Origin of the sequence: Streptomyces sp. NBC_00988, assembly GCF_045162645.1 — a bacterium.
In the GTDB taxonomy this organism is placed as follows: domain Bacteria; phylum Actinomycetota; class Actinomycetes; order Streptomycetales; family Streptomycetaceae; genus Streptomyces.
The window spans coordinates 51,354-67,914 of record NZ_CP108730.1 but is presented as its reverse complement, the minus strand read 5'-3'; the positions used below and the strand labels follow the sequence as shown (position 1 = coordinate 67,914).

At 68.2% G+C, this 16,561-nt stretch carries 15 protein-coding genes and 4 pseudogenes; 9 read left to right on the top strand and 10 right to left on the bottom strand.

Going from position 1 to position 16,561, the window contains the following annotated elements:
- The first annotated feature begins 28 nt into the window (after positions 1-28).
- Positions 29-1,300: a hypothetical protein gene (locus OG496_RS00335; protein ID WP_405969014.1), complete on the top strand. Its 1,272-nt coding sequence runs from the start codon at positions 29-31 to the stop codon at positions 1,298-1,300.
- Between the two features lie 209 nt (positions 1,301-1,509).
- On the opposite strand, the gene OG496_RS00330 is transcribed toward OG496_RS00335, so the two are convergent.
- Positions 1,510-2,172, bottom strand: coding sequence for a response regulator transcription factor (locus OG496_RS00330; RefSeq protein WP_405969013.1), 663 nt, complete (start codon positions 2,170-2,172; stop codon positions 1,510-1,512).
- 431 nt (positions 2,173-2,603) lie between these two features.
- Between OG496_RS00330 and OG496_RS00325 the strand changes: the two are divergent.
- Positions 2,604-3,191, top strand: a pseudogene (locus OG496_RS00325) (site-specific integrase); the annotation flags it as partial.
- 137 nt (positions 3,192-3,328) lie between these two features.
- On the opposite strand, the pseudogene OG496_RS00320 reads toward OG496_RS00325, so the two are convergent.
- Positions 3,329-3,574, bottom strand: a pseudogene (locus OG496_RS00320) (integrase core domain-containing protein); the annotation flags it as partial.
- 83 nt (positions 3,575-3,657) lie between these two features.
- Between OG496_RS00320 and OG496_RS00315 the strand changes: the two are divergent.
- Positions 3,658-4,398, top strand: a pseudogene (locus OG496_RS00315) (transposase); the annotation flags it as partial.
- A 270-nt stretch (positions 4,399-4,668) separates the two neighbouring features.
- On the opposite strand, the gene OG496_RS00310 reads toward OG496_RS00315, so the two are convergent.
- Both OG496_RS00310 and OG496_RS00305 read right to left on the bottom strand, forming a co-directional pair.
- Positions 4,669-5,052 carry a hypothetical protein gene (locus tag OG496_RS00310; RefSeq protein WP_405969012.1) on the bottom strand — a complete coding sequence of 128 codons (384 nt, stop codon included), beginning with the start codon at positions 5,050-5,052 and terminating at the stop codon, positions 4,669-4,671.
- Positions 5,049-5,255, bottom strand: a complete 207-nt coding sequence (locus OG496_RS00305; RefSeq protein WP_366498551.1) for a hypothetical protein — start codon at positions 5,253-5,255, stop codon at positions 5,049-5,051. Before OG496_RS00305 ends, OG496_RS00310 begins: the two co-directional genes overlap by 4 nt.
- A gap of 128 nt (positions 5,256-5,383) precedes the next feature.
- Between OG496_RS00305 and OG496_RS00300 the strand changes: the two genes are divergently transcribed.
- From OG496_RS00300 to OG496_RS00290, 3 genes and pseudogenes are all read left to right on the top strand, one after another.
- Positions 5,384-5,671: a transposase gene (locus OG496_RS00300; RefSeq protein ID WP_360072061.1), complete on the top strand. Its 288-nt coding sequence runs from the start codon at positions 5,384-5,386 to the stop codon at positions 5,669-5,671.
- Positions 5,672-5,742: 71 nt separating this feature from the next.
- Positions 5,743-6,027: pseudogene (locus tag OG496_RS00295) on the top strand (IS30 family transposase); the annotation flags it as partial.
- Positions 6,011-6,331: an integrase core domain-containing protein gene (locus OG496_RS00290; RefSeq protein ID WP_405969011.1), complete on the top strand. Its 321-nt coding sequence runs from the start codon at positions 6,011-6,013 to the stop codon at positions 6,329-6,331. The pseudogene OG496_RS00295 and the gene OG496_RS00290, both read left to right, overlap by 17 nt.
- 473 nt (positions 6,332-6,804) lie before the next feature.
- On the opposite strand, the gene OG496_RS00285 is transcribed toward OG496_RS00290, so the two are convergent.
- A complete protein-coding gene (locus OG496_RS00285) occupies positions 6,805-7,536 on the bottom strand; it encodes an SDR family oxidoreductase (RefSeq protein WP_405969010.1) in 732 nt (243 codons plus the stop codon).
- A gap of 129 nt (positions 7,537-7,665) precedes the next feature.
- Between OG496_RS00285 and OG496_RS00280 the strand changes: the two genes are divergently transcribed.
- Positions 7,666-8,256, top strand: a complete 591-nt coding sequence (locus OG496_RS00280) for a TetR/AcrR family transcriptional regulator (RefSeq protein ID WP_405969009.1) — start codon at positions 7,666-7,668, stop codon at positions 8,254-8,256.
- A 17-nt stretch (positions 8,257-8,273) separates the two neighbouring features.
- On the opposite strand, the gene OG496_RS00275 is transcribed toward OG496_RS00280, so the two are convergent.
- The 4 genes from OG496_RS00275 to OG496_RS00260 are packed head-to-tail and all read right to left on the bottom strand — an operon-like array spanning position 8,274 to position 12,573.
- Positions 8,274-9,869 (bottom strand): hypothetical protein, encoded by a 1,596-nt coding sequence (locus tag OG496_RS00275; protein WP_405969008.1) that lies wholly within the window; start codon positions 9,867-9,869, stop codon positions 8,274-8,276.
- Positions 9,870-9,873: 4 nt separating this feature from the next.
- Positions 9,874-10,203 (bottom strand): helix-turn-helix domain-containing protein, encoded by a 330-nt coding sequence (locus tag OG496_RS00270; protein ID WP_405969007.1) that lies wholly within the window; start codon positions 10,201-10,203, stop codon positions 9,874-9,876.
- The gene (locus OG496_RS00265) at positions 10,203-11,279 is read right to left on the bottom strand and encodes a tyrosine-type recombinase/integrase (protein WP_405969006.1); all 1,077 of its coding nucleotides are present in this window, start codon (positions 11,277-11,279) and stop codon (positions 10,203-10,205) included. The genes OG496_RS00270 and OG496_RS00265 overlap by 1 nt, the downstream gene beginning before the upstream one ends.
- A 55-nt stretch (positions 11,280-11,334) precedes the next feature.
- The gene (locus OG496_RS00260; RefSeq protein WP_405969005.1) at positions 11,335-12,573 is read right to left on the bottom strand and encodes an IS256 family transposase; all 1,239 of its coding nucleotides are present in this window, start codon (positions 12,571-12,573) and stop codon (positions 11,335-11,337) included.
- 1,376 nt (positions 12,574-13,949) lie between these two features.
- Between OG496_RS00260 and OG496_RS00255 the strand changes: the two genes are divergently transcribed.
- Complete coding sequence (locus OG496_RS00255) at positions 13,950-14,546, top strand: nucleotidyltransferase family protein (RefSeq protein ID WP_405969004.1); 597 nt, start codon at positions 13,950-13,952, stop codon at positions 14,544-14,546.
- 682 nt (positions 14,547-15,228) lie between these two features.
- Here the strand turns inward: OG496_RS00255 and OG496_RS00250 are convergent.
- Entirely contained in the window at positions 15,229-15,375 is a 147-nt protein-coding gene (locus OG496_RS00250; RefSeq protein WP_405969003.1) for a hypothetical protein, read from the bottom strand.
- An 826-nt stretch (positions 15,376-16,201) separates the two neighbouring features.
- On the opposite strand from OG496_RS00250, the gene OG496_RS00245 reads away from it, so the two are divergent.
- Positions 16,202-16,519 carry a hypothetical protein gene (locus OG496_RS00245; RefSeq protein ID WP_405969002.1) on the top strand — a complete coding sequence of 106 codons (318 nt, stop codon included), beginning with the start codon at positions 16,202-16,204 and terminating at the stop codon, positions 16,517-16,519.
- Positions 16,520-16,561 lie beyond the last annotated feature (42 nt).

The window sequence follows — 16,561 nt, the reverse complement described above, 5'->3', positions numbered from 1 at the left end:
TGCAGGTTCCCTGCGTAAGCCTCCCTGCATGACAACGACAACGGAAGCACGCCCACGCAGCGGGCGCCTCATGCTCAACAAGGTCCCCGAGGTCACCATCTGGTTCTGGGTGATCAAGATCCTGTGCACCACTGTCGGTGAGAGCTTCGCCGACTGGATCAACATGAAGCTGGGCGTCGGCCTGGTGAACACGGCCTGGATCTTCACCGCGGTGTTCGTCGTGGTCCTGGCCGTCCAGATGCGGCTCAAGCGGTACGTCCCGTTCCCGTACTGGCTGACCGTGGTCGTTGTCAGTGTCACGGGCACCCTGTACACCGACATCCTCACCGACCAGCTCAATGTGCCGCTGTGGATCAGCTCCGCCGTGTTCTCGGTTCTGCTCGCCGTGGTCTTCGGCGTGTGGTGGCTGCGCGAGCGCACCCTCTCGATCCACTCGGTCACGACGCTTCCGCGTGAGTCGTTCTACTGGCTCGCGGTTCTCGTCACCTTCGCGCTCGGCACCGCGACCGGGGACTGGACCCTGGAGCTCACCGGCTGGAGCCCGGGCGCCTCGGTGATGCTGCCGCTCGGCCTCATCGCGGCGATCACGCTGCTGTGGAAGTTCGGCGCGAACCCGGTGCTGTCCTTCTGGCTCGCCTACATCCTGACCCGCCCGCTGGGCGCGAACATCGGCGACTGGCTCGCCTCCCCGAAGGTCGCTCAGCCGGGCGAGCCGACCGGCCTCGCGCTGGGCACCTTCACCACCAGCCTGATCTTCCTCGGCCTGATCCTGGCCACCGTGGCCTACCTGACGGTGACACGCCCGGACGTGACCGAGACCTACGAGGCCGCCCACGTCACCCACGCCACCGGCGACCGGCGAAAGGAGCGCGTCGGTCTGGCCGGCTTCGGACTGCTCGCCGTCGCCACCATGGGCCTGCTGATCTGGGCCCACAGCCAGCCGCACACCGGCCCGGCGCCGGAGGCCGACAACACCTCCGCCGTCCAGATGGCTCCCGGCCAGGCGGTGAAGAAGTTCCCGCCCGCCAAGGTCGCCGCGCTGAAGAACCTCGCCTCCACCTCGCTCAAGGACGCACGCTCGGGGAACGCGAAGGGAGCGCACACGGCCGCCCAGTCGCTGCGTGACCTGTGGGACGCCGACCAGGCATTGCTGCAGCCGCTGGACAACACCGGCTGGACCTCCATCGACGCCCAGATGGACAAGGTGCTGGGCACCTTCGGCATCGACCACTCGAACCCGCCGATGCCGCCTGCGCAGCAGGAGAAGGAACTGAACGCCCTCCTGACGGACATGGGCTGACAGACCCCCTGCGCCCGGCGACGGGTCGAGTGTGCGGGGCCGCGCCGAGAGCCGCGCCGCCTGGGCACACGCCGACGAGCTGTGGTCAGTGCAGGCGGCCGCCTGTGTCGGCCCGGGCATGTCCGCGGACTCACGTGGGCGGTCGAAGCCGGCGTCTCCATGGCTTCGGCCGCCCGCTGTTCCTCCCAGCTGATCGAGGACAAGGCGCTTCATGAAAGGCGGTGTCCGATCCCGCGCGCCGTGCCGATGGTCAGCGTGCTGCCGGCCTCACGCAGCTTCCGCCGCAGCCGGGTCAGGTACTGGTCCAGTGTGTTGTCACTGACCTGGGCACCCTCCGGCCAGCCCGCCGCGACCAGTTCGCGGCGCCGAACGACGCTCCCGCCCGCGGCCACGAGTGTGGCCAGCAGCCCGAACTCCGTGGGGGACAGGGCCACGGCCGTGCCATGCACGGTGACGCGGTGGCCGACCGCGTCCAGAATCAGGTCCCCGACCGCGATCGCCGCGGCCGGCGCAGCCCGCTTCACGGACGCACGCAGCCGGGCGGTGAGTTCGGCCAGATGGAAGGGCTTGGCCAGGTAGTCGTCACCGCCTGCCGAGAACCCCGACAGCCGGTCCGCGAGCTGTTGCCGGGCGGTCAGGAAGATGACCGGGGCCAGGAAGCCGTTGGTGCGCAGCGCCTGGCACACGTCCCGACCGTCCGCGTCGGGCAGCCCGATGTCCAGGACAACCGCCGCGATGTCGCTGGTGGCCAGCCGCAGGGCGGTGGCACCGTCGACGGCGAGGACGGGCTCGAAGCCCTCCTCGTACAGCCCACGGCGCAGCACGTCCAGCAGCACGTGATCGTCCTCAACGACCAATATCTTGTGACGCATGGTCTCCCTCAGGTGCTCCGGCCGGGCGGGTCGTGTCCGAGATGGGTGATTCGGGCGGCCAGTGGGCCGTGTCCGCCCGACACGCCGCCAGGCGGCCGGTGACGAGTCGCTGCGGCATCGCTCCGCGTGGAGCGCGCCAGAGTCACCGTGGTGCCGTGCCCCAAGGCGAGCGGCCATCCACTGACAGCGCCCCTTTCCCTTGGACCACCTGACGTAGGTGAACGGGCAGATACGAATGACTACAAGGGTGTAGACGTTCGTCGCACTGTAGACGATCGGCGAGTGGGAGGCGTTCCCGGGCTTGTGCGCCCTTACCTGTCCGTCGGCTCGGCGGCGTCATGCTTGCTCAGCTCGGACGAGGGCGGCGCCCGCCCAGACGTCATCATGATCACCGCCGACCGGGACATCACTTCGGTACGGACCGCCGGGGCATGTACTACGCGGGCCTGCGCCCAGAGGAGACGGTCGCGGTCGCGTTGCCGGACTGCTCCCTACCGCGGAACGGTTGGGGGTGGTTGATCCTGCACCGTACTCGGCCGCAGGCGGGCAAAAGGTGGACTGACCGTGGCGAGTTTCACGACGAGCGCGGGCTGAAGAACCGTCCGCCGGGGGAAACGCGGGTCGTTCCGCTCCCTCCGCGCCTGGTGGCCATGTGGAGGGACCACGTCGCGACGTTCGGCACGGCCGATGACGGGCGGCTGTTCTTCACCGAACAGGGGCGGGTCATCAGTTACGGCACCCACCACCGGGTCTGGCACGAGAGCCGTGACCTCGCCCTGCCGCCCGCCCTCACCGGCACTCCGCTCGCGAAACGGCCCAACGACCTGCGGCACTCGGCGCTGTCCACGTGGCTGTGCGCGGGCGCGGACCCGGCCGAGGTCGCCCAGCGGGCCGGCAACAGCGTCGAGGTTTTTCTGTCCCGATACGCGAAGTGCCTGTACGACCGGCAGTCCATCAACAACCAGCGCATCGAAGGGCTGTTGAGCTCCTATGACCGGCCGCCCGGCCCGGATCAGTAGCGGCTGGGCTGAGGGGTCTGTTGATCGTGAAGGGCCGGGGCGGATCTTGATCATGGTGGAGCGTCTCTCGCCCGTTGGCGGGGACGAGAAATGATCACATGGAGCGAGGGGCCTTGACCCGGAATCTTGGACACGGGCTATGCGGCTTGGGCCAGGGTAGTTGATGTTGTGTCGAGTGCTGTCTCGTAGGCGATGGGGCTGCGTTGTCCGAGGCGGGAGTGACGGCGTCGGGTGTTGTAGCGGTTGAGCCAGCCGAACGCGTCGAGGCAGGCATCGCGTTCACTGGGCCAGGTCTTGCGGCCCTGGAGCGTCTCGCGTTTGAACGTCGCGTTGAAGGACTCGGCGAGTGCGTTGTCCGAGCTGGAGCCGATCGCGCTCATGGAAGTTCTTCATGACCACGAGATGTCCGTTCTCAGATCCTCAGGATCCAGTGTCTCGTGTGTCCAAGATCAAGGGTCAAGGCCCCTCCCAGATCCACCCCTCCCTCGAACGCGTCCTCGGCCCCCGCCTGGCCTACCCCTACATCCAGGCCCTCCTCCAGCGCCACGGCTCCCCGGCCAGGCTGAAGAAACTGGGCCGGGCCCGCTGCGAGGCCCTGCTCAAGGCACACGGCTCGCGCAAGGCCCATCACCTCACCACCGAGATCTTCGACGCGCTCGCCGAGCAGACCCTCGTCGTTCCCGGCACCGAGGCATCCGCGCTGATCGTGCCCGGCCTGGCCGCCCAGCTCGCCGCCGCCCACACCCAGCGCCGCCAGGCCGAGCAGGAGATCGCCGCCCTGCTGGAGGCCCTCCCTCTTCTCCACCTCCTGACGTCGCTGCCCGGCCTGGGCGTCAGGACCACGGCTGCCGTGATCGTCGCGATCGGTGACGGCACCGGCTTTCCCAGCTCCGGACACCTCGCCTCCTACGCCGGGCTCGCCCCGGCCACGAAGTCCTCCGGCACCTCGATCCGCGGCGAGCACGCACCCCACCGCGGCAACCGGCTCCTCAAACGCGCCCTGTTCCAGGCCGCGTTCGCGGCGATCGGCTGCAAAGCCGACCCGTCCTCCCGGATCTACTACGACCGTCAACGCGCACGCGGCAAGACCCACACCCAGGCGATCCTCCGCCTGGCCCGCCAGCGCGTGAACGTCATCCACGCGATGATCCGCACCGGGGCTCTTTACGAAGCACGCACCCCGGGCGACGTCGACCTCGCTGCCTGACGACTCCACCGCCCCTACCCTCCAGGCCCCATCACGCCCACGCCCACGCACCGGCACGGCGACTGCGGCCCTGCCGGCCACCGGGCTGCCCACCAGCCACCCGATCCACCGGGAACATCCCGCTTCGCGGGACGTTCCCGAAAACCAGGATCAACCCCTACAAGCCGACCCCACCAGGGTTGACGAAACAGATAGGGGCACCCCCCCGGGAGCCGACGGCGACAGCCCGCTCCCTATCTCCCGCCTGCTCTGCCCGTTCGGTCCCGTACGTCACTCGCTGCGCCAGGACTCCAGTCGCTGCGCGACCGTGCGCAGATCGGCTTCCTGTGCGCGGACCGCCTGGGCGAGCTCGTACAGATCATCGTCCTTGGCCTGAAGGGGCTGGCCGGAGACGTGCATGTACTGGCTGGCGCAGGCCCAGCCGATGACCAGGTTGTAGTCGGTGAAGGGCCGCAGCAGCAGCGCGGTGTGCAGGAAAGTCGCGGCCCGTGAGGCGGCCTCCTCGTAGTACAGGTTGCCGCGTTCCCGCTCGAACGTGTGCCGGTCGGCCATGAACCCCAGAGCGCCCCAGTCCGCGATGGGCACGTTCAGCGGGGAGATCGCCGACTGGATCTGCAGGACCCAGCCGACATCGACACGGATGATCGGGCTCACCGCTGTCCCTCGGGAAACCGCGCCACGACGCCGGGCAACACCCGGGCAGCTTCCTCGACCGCCCCCTCCACGAAGGCGAGCCGGTCAGCTTCCTGAACCGTCACATCGTGCACGTGCTGCTTCAGACTCCGGCCCGTCAGAGCCGCCCGATCGCGCAGCCGCGCCATCTCGTCCTCAGTGAATTCCACATTGAGTGCAGGCATGGGCCCAAGGTACCGCGCTCGGTACCTCGGGCGGTACCCGACTTCCGCAAAGCCGGAGGCAGGGGAGACACACACCTGTCCCTCCCCTCGTAGCGTGAAGACCGTGACTGCAGGGGAAGTTGGGAGGCATGGCGGAGAAGCGACGGAAGTTTGATCCGGAGTTCCGTGAGGGAGCCGTTCGGATCGTCACGGAGACCGGCAAGACGATCGCCGAGGTCGCGGATGACCTGGGGATCAACGAGACCACGCTGGCGAGCTGGGTCTCCCGCGCCCGCCGGACTTGGACGGCACCGGCCGGCGGGAGCGACGAGCTGGAGCGGTTGCGGCGGGAGAACGCCCAGCTCAAGCGGGACAACAAGGAACTGGTCATGGAGCGTGATGTCCTCAAACGCTGCATGGTCCTGTGGGTGAAGTAGCCGTGGCGGACCCGGCATCCGTCGTCGGGGTGATCAGCGACTTCAGGACCGAGCACGGCATTTCGCACCGCGTCTCCGGCCACGCCCAGTTCGCCATCGATACCGGGACGAAGGTGTTCTTCGCCGATCCCCACTCGCCCTGGCAACGACCGACGAACGAGAACACGAACGGGCTGCTGCGTCAGTACTTCCCGAAGGGCACCGATCTGTCCCGGTGGTCGTCCACGGACCTCGAAGCCGTCGCCATGGCGATCAACAACCGGCCCCGCAAGACCCTCGGCTGGCGGACACCCGCCGAGGTCTTCGAAGAGCAGCTACGCTCGCTGCAACAGCCCGGTGTTGCAACGACTGGTTGAACTCGCCGAATACGCCTCACGGAGGTTCCGCCGCGCCTGCCGCAAACTAGGCATCTTCCAGTCCATGGGCCGGGTCGGATCTTGTTTCGACAACGCCGTCAGTGAAGCGTTCAACAGCGTCCTGAAGGTCGAGTACGTCCACCGGCACGCCTTCGCCACCCGCACCGAAGCCCGCATCCGGATCGCCACCTGGATCACCGACTTCTACAACGCCCGACGGCTACACAGCGTGTGCGGGTTCAAGAGCCCGATCGACTACGAACACGACTACTGGGCCAGCCTCACCGAGGAACTGGCTGCATAGGAAGGTCTCCACAGTTCGAGGGGATTGACACCCTGCCCCGTCGCCACCGCCAGACCCGCCAGGCACTCGTAGGAGATGGAGAGGTCGCGGGTGTAGGTGGTGTTGCCGGCTCACCGGCCGCCAACCCCTCACGGATGGTCAGGGACTGCCGGAACAGCCGCTCCGCCTCGGCCGCCTGCCCCGTCGCCACCGCCAGATCCGCCCGGCCCGGGGACCCGCTCACTCCCGAGGAGATCGACCTCTGCGAACGCCTCCAGGCCCAGCCTCACCCGAACACGGAGATCCGCAGCTAGACCCCATGATCAATCTCAGCGCCAACGGCTGTACCGACGTTCCCCGAGGCCGGAAAGGCCCGTGGGTTCAGCGGAACTGAAGCTTGTTCAGCGGGAACTCGGGGGTCGGTCCGTGTGCGTCGGCTGGGGGTATCCGGGGGTTCGGTAGGAACGTGGGGGTGGGCTGCGTGGTTGCGCAGACTATCCCTGGGCGGTGGGGCGAACCACGATGTCGCCTACATCGACACCGTCCGGCTGCTCGATGGCGAAGGCGATGGCGCGGGCCACCGCGTCGGGCGAAAGAGCGGTCTCCATCATCTTGTCGATCTGGGTCTTCACCGCCGGATCCATGCGCTCTGCGAAGTCCGTCCGGACGGCACCGGGAGAGACGACGGTGACGCGCAGGCTGTCGCCGGCCTCTTGCCGCAAGCCCTCGGAGATGGTGCGCACGGCGTTCTTCGTGCCGGCGTACACCGACTGGAGCGGCACGATACGCAGTCCGGCGGTGGACACGGTGTTGACGAAGTGCCCGAAGCCCTGCTCCCGGAAGACAGGAAGGGCCGCGGCGATCCCGTACAGGACCCCTTTGAGGTTGACGTCGATCATCTCCTCCCAGTCCTCGACGCGCAGGTCATCCAGACGGGAGATCAAGCCGATCCCGGCGTTGCTGACGAGGACGTCGAGCTGGCCGTATCGATCGCTTGCCAGCTTGACGAGGCCGGAAAGGTCCTCGCGTCGCGTCACGTCCGTGCGGGCCCAGACGGCTTCACCGCCGGCCTCTTCGATGCGGGCGGCCAGAGCCTCAAGACGCTCCGGACGGCGTGCCCCAAGGACGATCTTCGCACCGCGCTCGGCGAGCAGAAGCGCGGTCGCCTCGCCGATGCCGCTGCTGGCGCCCGTGATCGCCACGACTTTGCCTTCGATTCCCGACATGATGGACAGTCCTTCCAGCGGAGGAGTGGGGGCGGCCGTGCCCTACAGTGAAAGTGGAGGCTCCGCCACTTCGTTCACACTAAGTGGCGGAGCCTCCACTTAGCAAATGGAGACAAGGGAGAGCCACTGATGGCCCGGGATGCAGGACGCCCGCTGAGGGCTGACGCACAGCGGAACCGGGAGAAGATCCTGGCCGCCGCGGTGCGCGTGTTCACCGAGGAGGGACTGGATGCGCACTTCGAGCGCATCGCCAGAGAAGCGGGCGTGGGAACCGGCACCCTCTACCGCAACTTCCCGACCCGGGAAGCTCTGATCGAGGCGGCGTACCGCAACGAAGTGGCCCGGCTGTGCGACGCCGTCCCCGGCCTCCTTGCGGCGATGTCACCGCCTGAGGCGCTGCGAGCCTGGACCCGCCGCTTCATCGACTACGCCACCGCCAAACTCGGCATGGCCGACGCCCTGCGAGCCGTCGTCAACTTGGGAACCAATCCCTACGCCGAAAGTCACGAGATGATTCAGACCGCCCTCTCCTCCCTCATGGACGCCAATAGCGCTGCCGGAACGATCCGGTCCGACATCAGCCCGACCGACATGTTCGCCGCCCTTGCTGGCATCGCCCTCACCTCGGCTAAGCCCGAGCAGCGAGAGCAGGCCGAACGCCTCCTCGACCTCATCCTGGACGGACTGAAACCCGCGCCGCCGCGGCCCCCCGAAAACTGACGGCAGAAGCCCGGACATCATCGAAGCTGCTGTTCAGCGGCCTGTTCCAGTAGTGCTCGCGCGGAGTCCGAGTAGCGCATCGCTGTCTTCTCATCGAGCCCGAACACCTCGGCGAGGTGGAGCGGATCGGGCCCGTGGGTCAGGGCCTCTTCGAGCTGCCGGTCGACGCGGAGCCGCTCCAAGGTCGCTTCCTGGCCGCGCAGGGGCCCACGGATCCAGCGGTTGCTGGCGCGACCGGTGCCTGTGGCGGTCTGGTTGTTGATCAGCAGGTGGAGGTTGGCCGTGTTCGGCCAGCGCTTGCGCCGGTATTCCAGCCAGTCCAGCAGTAGTTTCAGGGTGAGATCGTCGAGCGGCCGGACTCGCCCGGCGATAGTCAGGCGGCGGTTCCCGATGTCGACGTCGTCGAGCATGACGGTGGCGATCTGAGCGACCCGGGCTGCGTGGACCGCCGCGAGAGCGAGGACGAGCCGGGAGGCCGGGGTGGTGGCCGCGGCGACAGAGCGATCGACCTGTTCGGGTGCGAGCGGCTGGAGCACGCTGTACTCGATCTGGCCGACCTTGATACGGCTGGCCGGGTTGCGGAAGATCAGGCCGGACCGCTTGGCCCAGGCGAACAGTGAGCGCAGGGCGACGAGCTCGTCCATGCGGTGGTGGCCGTGCAGTGTCTTGGCATGGGCCAGAACGTCTTCTCGGGTCACCTCCCGCAGGTGGTCGTAGCGGTTCGACCACGCCAACAGTGCTTGGCGGGCCCGGTTGAGGTAGAGCCGGACCGTGGCTTGCTGCCGGGGCAGGCTGCGGGGGCCGCCGTCGCGCAGAACACGGGTCCAGCGTTCGGCTTCCGCAGCGATGCCGGGGGCGATACCTTCCAGTCGCTCACCGAGCCATCGCTCAAAGAAGGGTTCCTCGTCGTCCAGGAAGATTCCCATCTCCTCAAGGACCGTGATGACGTGACCAACCCGCAGGTCGAGGGCACGGAGCGGGGTGAATATCTCACTGTGGCGGATGACGTCGCCCTCGACGTACCCGGTGAGGACGACGGCCAGGCCGCGGTTGACAGCGAAGCGGATGCCGCGTCCCCAGCCCCGGGCTTCGGTGAGTTGGTGGGCGAGGTGCTTCGCCCAGGCCAGCCATGGGCTGGCCAGGTCGGTGGCGGCCGGGTCGAGCCGTCCGAAGTCACGCGGAACCTGCTCGAACAGCGGTAGTTGCCTCCAACCGGTTCTCGGCTGTGAGTGCGACATGGGTGGTGGCCTGCGGGATGCTTCTCGCGCCTTGACGTGATGCAGGGCGGTGAGAGCTGATCCTCTGCGGTAGTGCAGTCCCACGAAGAAGAGCTGCTGATGGCGGACGGCCTGAAGCCACGAGGTCAACACCTCGCCGCTGACGGTCGGCATGCCGGTGGCGGTCCTGGCGTTGAGTCGGGCCTGGCACCAGCACAGACGGCAGTACTCCCACTTCAGCGGCTGGACTCGCCAACAGCCGATGCAGACGGCCGTCTCGTGGCTGCGGCCGAACATGTAGGAGGTGTGACAGAGCCGACCGCGAAAGTCGCCCCAGGCCAGGCAGCCTGGGCAGGAGCTGGTGGGCTTGACGTAGCCCTTCGGGAAGCGTGCCATCAGTTCACTCCGGCGGCAGCGACCGGCCGTCCCGGCGCTTGGGGATCACTGCCGGTGTGGCAGCCCCCGCGCCGACCGCCGCTCGTTCCGTCTCCGCCTGCCCCGGGCGGCTCACCTTCTCCGGCTCGGGGATCAGCAGGTCGCCGATCTCGCAGCCGAGGACGACGCAGATGACGTCCAGATCCTCCAATTTGAGCGAAACGGGCTGCCCGGACCACAGGCCGGACATCTTCCCCGCCGAGATCACCAACCCGTGCTCGGCCAGGTTGCGCTGGAGCTCAGAAGCCTTCCAGACCCCTTTATTTGCGGCGGTCAGCCGCAGGTTCCACCTCATCAGACCAGTCCTTCCAGCCGCTTCGCGGCCCGTTCCATCCCGGCGACCCAGGCGTCCTCGACCCGGGTCTGCTGGACGTGGATGTATCGCATCGTGGTGGCGATCCACGAGTGTCCCAAAACCTCCTGGATTGCGAGCAAGTCCAGCCCGTTTCCATAGAGTTGAGACGCGCAGAAATGCCGCAAGACGTGCGGTGTCAGCTCCTCGCCCCACCCGGGCAGGTACACTTTGGCCGCGTCCTTGAGCCCATTGCGCAGGGCGTCGTCGCCCACTCGCCGCGAGGACCCGTCGGCGTTCTTGCGCTCGGAGGGGAACAGCGGGGCGCCGGGGCGGGTGTGGTCGTCGTCGAACTGGCCCCAGACGTCCTCGATGAACCACCGAAGGGTCCGGCCGGCGCCGTTGATCAGCGGCACCATCCGTTCGCGCGGGCCCGATCCGCGGGGGCCCTTGCCGTGGCGGACGTGGAGCTTGCCGAAGCGGCCCAAGTCCCACTTGATGTCATCCAGGTCGAGCCCGCACACCTCGCTCACTCGCAGGCCGACCTGGGACAGCAGCTTCGAGGCGGTGTAGTTCCTGGCGGTAGGAGCGAACTTGCGGCAGGTGGCCAGCTCGCCGCCCCAGCCGGTGAAGAGCGTCCCGACCTCCGGCTCGCTCGGTGGAATCCGCAGCTGGGCGTCCTTCGCGCCGCGCGGCTTGTTCATCTCGTCGATCGGGCACTCGATGACTCGGCCGGTCATCCGGTGCAGTTCGACCTTGTGCCGCAGCTCCAGAAACATGAAGTACGTGCTCAGCGCCTGGGACCGGGCCAGCCGGGTGCCGCTCGGCGAGCCGCGCAACACCTTCCCGAAGTGCGCGTCGGCGTCGGCCGGCTCCATATCCCACAGTGGTCGGCCGAACCAGGTCCTGATCTGGTCCAGGTGCCCGACATCCCCGCGGATCGTGCCGTCCGCCAGTCCTGCCAAGGCGCGTGCGAGGACGAACCCGGACAGTGCGTCGGTCTCGAACTGCTCCAGTTCCTGCGCCGACGCGGGCGCCCAGCGCTCGCGCAGGTCCCGTACAACTGCCAGCGCCGCCAACCCGAGCCCCCTCACCTTCGGCCCGAGGTCGTGTCCCGCGTGATGGTGTAGCCGATCAATTGGTGGGCGCGTTTGGTGTGTTGGTCAGCGCCGGGGCGCTTTCGGGGAGTTCTGGGTAGAGGTCCTCCATGCTGCCTTCAGGGAGGTAGCGGCGGGGGAAAGCGATCCATTCGTCGTGCATCTCGAAGAGCACGGCGGTGACCAGCCGCAACAGGGCGTCGTCGTTGGGGAAGACCTGGACGACGTCGGTGCGGCGCTTGATCTCCCTGTTGACCCGCTCCAGCGGGTTGGTCGACTGGATCTTCTTCCAGTGCCGCTCCGGGAAGACGGCGAAGGCGGTCAGATCGTCTTTGGCCTCCAGCAGCATCTTCTTCACCCTGGGGAACTGACCGCCGAGCATGTCGGCGACGGTGTCGACCTGGGCCCTGACCGCGCTGGGGCCGGGCTGGGCGAAAATCGTGCGGATCGTCGCGGCCACCATCTCACCGGCGTTCTTGTCGATCACGCCGAAGACGTTGCGCAGGAAGTGGACCCGGCATCTTTGGTAGGCGGCGCCGAGCATCACCTTGCCGATCGCGGCGACCAGGCCGCTGTGATGGTCACCGATGACCAAACGGACCCCGGACAGGCCGCGTTCGCGCAGGTGACGCAGGAACTCGGTCCAGAACGCCTCGGTCTCGCTGTCGCCGACCATCACGCCGAGGACTTCGCGGCCGCCGTCCTCGGTGACGCCGGTGGCGATGACCACCGCACGCGAGGCGATCTGGTGGTTGACCCGCGCCTTGCAATAGGTGGCATCGAGGTAGATGTAGGGGAATCGGGTGTGGTCCAGCGGCCGGGTGCGAAACGCGGTCAACGGCTCGTCCAGGGCGGCGCAGATCCTGGAGACCTCGCTCTTGGAGATCCCGGTGTCCGCCCCCAGGGCCTTGACCAGGTCGTCGACCGACCGGGTGGAGACGCCCTCGACGTATGCCTCCATGATGACGGCGTAGAGAGCCTGGTCGATGCGGCGCCGACGCTCCAGCAGACAGGGGAAGAAACTGCCGGACCGCAGTTTGGGGATGGCCAGGTCGAGGTCGCCGGCCTGGGTGGTGAGCGTCTTGTCGCGGTGCCCGTTGCGGTAGTTGGTGCGGGCCTCGGTGTGCTCGTTCCACTCGGCGCCGATCTTCGCCGCGGCCTCGGCCTCGATCAGTTCCTGCAGCATCCGCTCGGCGACACTGCGGACGAGTTCGAGTCCCTCGGTCGAATGCAGCGACTGAAGCAGGCGTGTGAGTTCAGACTGGGACAGGGCCACTGCTCGTCTCCTCCCCTCGGTGAACTGGGCGTTCATCAGGGAGAGTTGCACGGTGGCCCGTCCCCTGCGCAGGGAGCGGACACCAACAGCCGGAGCACACCGGCGCACTACTCAACGTCGATCGGCTACACCATCACGCGGGACGCCATCCGGCCCGACTGCGGATCGGTCGGACACGGTGAGAACGCTTCAAGAATCCCGAAGTTACGTCACGCGACCACAGAGCACTCGAAGGAGGAAGAACCCCCTGGCCACAGGGTCAGAGACTCAGCGAGGCTCAGAAGAACTCACGGGATGTCGCAAATCACCAGCGCTCACCTCGACCGCATCAGTGACCGCACCTGGCCGGAGTGGGAGGCCCTGACCGCCGTGGTCGCCGAGGTTGCCGCAGAGCGGCAGGTCGGCGATGTATGGCGCCGGCTGGTCCACCGTCAGCTCCGGGGCGTCCTGTCGATCAGGGACTCCGACGGTGAGACGGTCGTAGCCGAAGAGACCCTCGATCAGGTGCCCCGTGGAATCCCGGGCGGCACTGCCGAAGTTCTGCGGCGAGCGGGCCTCCTCCGCCCGAGGACACGGCGTCGGCCGGCACGGTGGCCCGTCGGCAGCTGCCAGGACTGTGGATGCTGGGGCATCACCAGCCGGCTGTGCCCTGGCTGTCGCAGCTGGGCGCGCCCCAACTTCGGTCTTTGCTGTCCGCCCGGGCGGTGCGACCGGTGCAGGCGTTCGATGCTGCCGGCGTCGACCGAGTACGGACTCTGCCGGGGATGCCTCATCCACGTTCGCGAGAACGGGACGGAGGACCACCCGGACTTCACCCAGCTGCAGGTCGCTCTCGGCGGTCGGCAGGCCCGCCAACTCCGCAATTTGGAAGGGAGGTTGGGGTATTCGCCCGATCGACACCCGGTGCGGTCCCGTGAGGCGCAACGGCAACGGGCCCGGCCGCCACGTACCGGCCCGCCTCCTGACTGCACGCAGGCGGGACCGGCGGTCCGTACGTGGCACGCTGCGGGTGTGAGCACCAGGCGCCGACGGCTCGGCACCGGACCCGTCCCTGTCAGTACGGCATCGGTGGTGCCCCCGTCCCAACGGCTGCTGCCCGCCGAACGCACTGCGAACCCTCTCGTGCAGGACGCCGAACACGAGGACGCCACCCTTCCCGCGGGACGGCGGATCCTTGGACCGGGCACGGCCGGGAGCCGCAGACGCTGCTGCCGTCCATTCCTGCTGCGGGGCTGTCAGCGGCCCAGCCACAGCGCGCCTCCGATGAAGCTGGCTATGCCGGCCGCCAGGGCGAGCGCCGGGTACGGGACGTGCTGGACGGTGAGGGGGGCGCTGGCTCATCGCTTTGAGGGAACTCGTCGTGATAGTCAGAACCAGTGATTGGTCGACTTCCCCTTGATGAGCAGCTGGACGTCTTGCGGACGGTCCTCTCCCGCAACGAGGTCTTGACGGATGTGCTGGCCAGAACTGCGACGCTGAACTTGCCCGGTTGGTATGTGACCGCGGGCTGTCTGTTCCAGACGGTGTGGAACGTCGTCACTGACAAGCCGCCGACCAGCGGCATCAAGGACTACGACGTCTTCTACTTCGACGGCTCCGATCTGTCCTGGGAAGCGGAAGACGTGGTGATCAAAGCTGGGCGGGAGGTGTTCGACGGGGTGCCGGCCGAGGTGGAGATCCGCAATGAAGCACGTGTGCACCTCTGGTACGAGGAGAAGTTCGGCGTGCCCTGCGCCCCGCACGAGTCCACCGAGTCGGCGATCGATTCCTTTGCTGCGACGACGTGCTGCTTGGGGGTGCGTCTGGAGCCGGACGGACGATGGCGCGTCTATGCCCCCCATGGACTCTCCGATGTGTTCAACCTCGTTGTCCGGCCCAATCCGGCGCTTGCCCCGCGGGCCGTCTATGAGACCAAGGCACTGCGGTGGAGGAGTCAATGGCCTGAACTCTTCGTGCTGCCGTGGCCGGGCTGATGCCCAGTCGACGCTCCCAAGCGGGTCTCCCACCTGTGGGCGAGGGTCCTGCCCACGGTGACCCACCGCGGCAACACCGCCGGCATCCATGACGCCCTGGTCGGCCTCGCCGACGAACTCAAGCGCCGCCTCGACCTGGGCGGCGACCTGGACGGCGTGCTGCGGCTGATTCGTCGTGATCGGCGAGGCCAACGCCACGCTGCGGCAGCTCGCCCGTTACTGGGAGACGTTCCGGGAGAAGGACGGACCCGAAGACGTCCCCGGCCGTCACCGCGCTCGAGACGGTGGTGTCGGGCCGCCCGCCGAAGATGACGTGGACGCGGACCGCGCGTCCCGCCCACAGGGCGTCCCCTTGGCCCGGAGGCCCGCGAGCAGTTCGCCACGGTGATCCTGGCGCGGTTCACGGCCGACACGTGGCGGCGCTTCGCCCCGGCGGCCGGACCCGCCCCGAAGCAGCGTCACCCCCAGCCGGGCCGCTTCCACGTCGTCCAGCACGGCGACGCCCACGAGACACAGGCGGCCCGGATGAACGACGCCGACGTCGTCAACTGGCTCACCGACCCGACGGACAACCAGAGTTGGCCCCGAGCCGGACGCATCACGGGCCCCGGTGGATCAGCCATGACATCCCCAGGGCCCGGCACTTGGCGTCGCGCTGTCCAACGACGGCGCGACTCCAGCGTTACGTCGTGGCCGACTCCGGGACTTCGAGCGCTTCGGCGACCTTCCGGGCCATCGCGCCCACCTCCAACGGGAACCGGTCCAAGGAGCCGAGGCCGTCGCACAGCTTGGCCCGCAGGCCGTGCAGGCACGCCATCGTGAACAGCACCTCCGGAGCGTCCCCGGCCGGAGCGGGGAACGCGGTCGGGGTCGCACCTTCTCGTGCACCATCCGTTGCGTCTTCTCCTGCGCTACCTCCTGCGCACGCCGGATTCCGCAGCCTGTTGTTGCCGCTGGTCAGCTGCCGTGGTCGGGGCTTCCGGTTGGGCTGACATCCCCTCTACGCCACCCACGACCCGCCCGAACACCAGGAGGAAAGGGGGGTGGGGCGGGAGCGTGGGCGGTGGGCGAGGGGATCGGGGCGCCGGGTTGATGTTCCGCACGGCTCGCGCCGCGCGGCTTCGTCGGCTGCACGCCTCCGCGACCTCAATGCGGCGGGTGCCCGGCGGCCTCCGCTTTTGCCGCTCTGGCCGCCCAGCCGCACGAGCGGTCGGCGACGTCGCGATGCGCGCTGGCACCACTGCCCGCACGCTGATCTCACGGCAGAGATCGGAGGCATCATGTCCCGGGGAATCCCGGCCTGGATCGGCCACCGGCACTATCTCTCGAAGAAAGACGCCAAGCACGCGTGCCGAGACCTCGTCGCCGAGTACCCCGGCAACGGCCGAGCGGTCGGCCCCGTGGAGGCGCAGGGCTCTCCCTGGTTGGTCGACGGCCCTCACCATGGCGCAGTTCTTCCTGCCGGGCACGGCCATGTACCGAGCAGATGGCAGCTACGTGGACCCGGCCCGGCTCCGCTTCGTTCACCACGTTCTGGAACAGAGCGCCGAAATCTGTGTCACCGGCACCGGCACCGGATCCGGAACCCTGACCAGCCGGCACGGCTTCACTGCGTACCTGTACCACCTCGCAGCCGGCGGGGGACGCCGGACCACATGTGCTCGCCGGACCGCGGACACCGCTACGAAATCACCGTTGAGCTGAAGACCCCGGTCACGCTCACCAGGGAGGAACAGAGTGCCGCGCTGCGCATCGTCGTCGCCGAACTGGAGCGGGATCTGCAGTACCGGGAGCTCGAACGCCTCGGAGTCGACGACAGCGCCGCCATGGCGGTGACCGACCGATTCGGCCTGGCCCGATGGGTGCACGCCACCGTCGCACGCCGCCTGGCCGACGGCATGGACCAACACCTTCGCGTACGGGTCGAGGCCCACGCCGAAGGCCCCGGCACCGCCGTCTTCCTCCCGACCTGAGCAGAGACCAACTCCCCGGGACCGGGGAGGCCCTGACCCTCG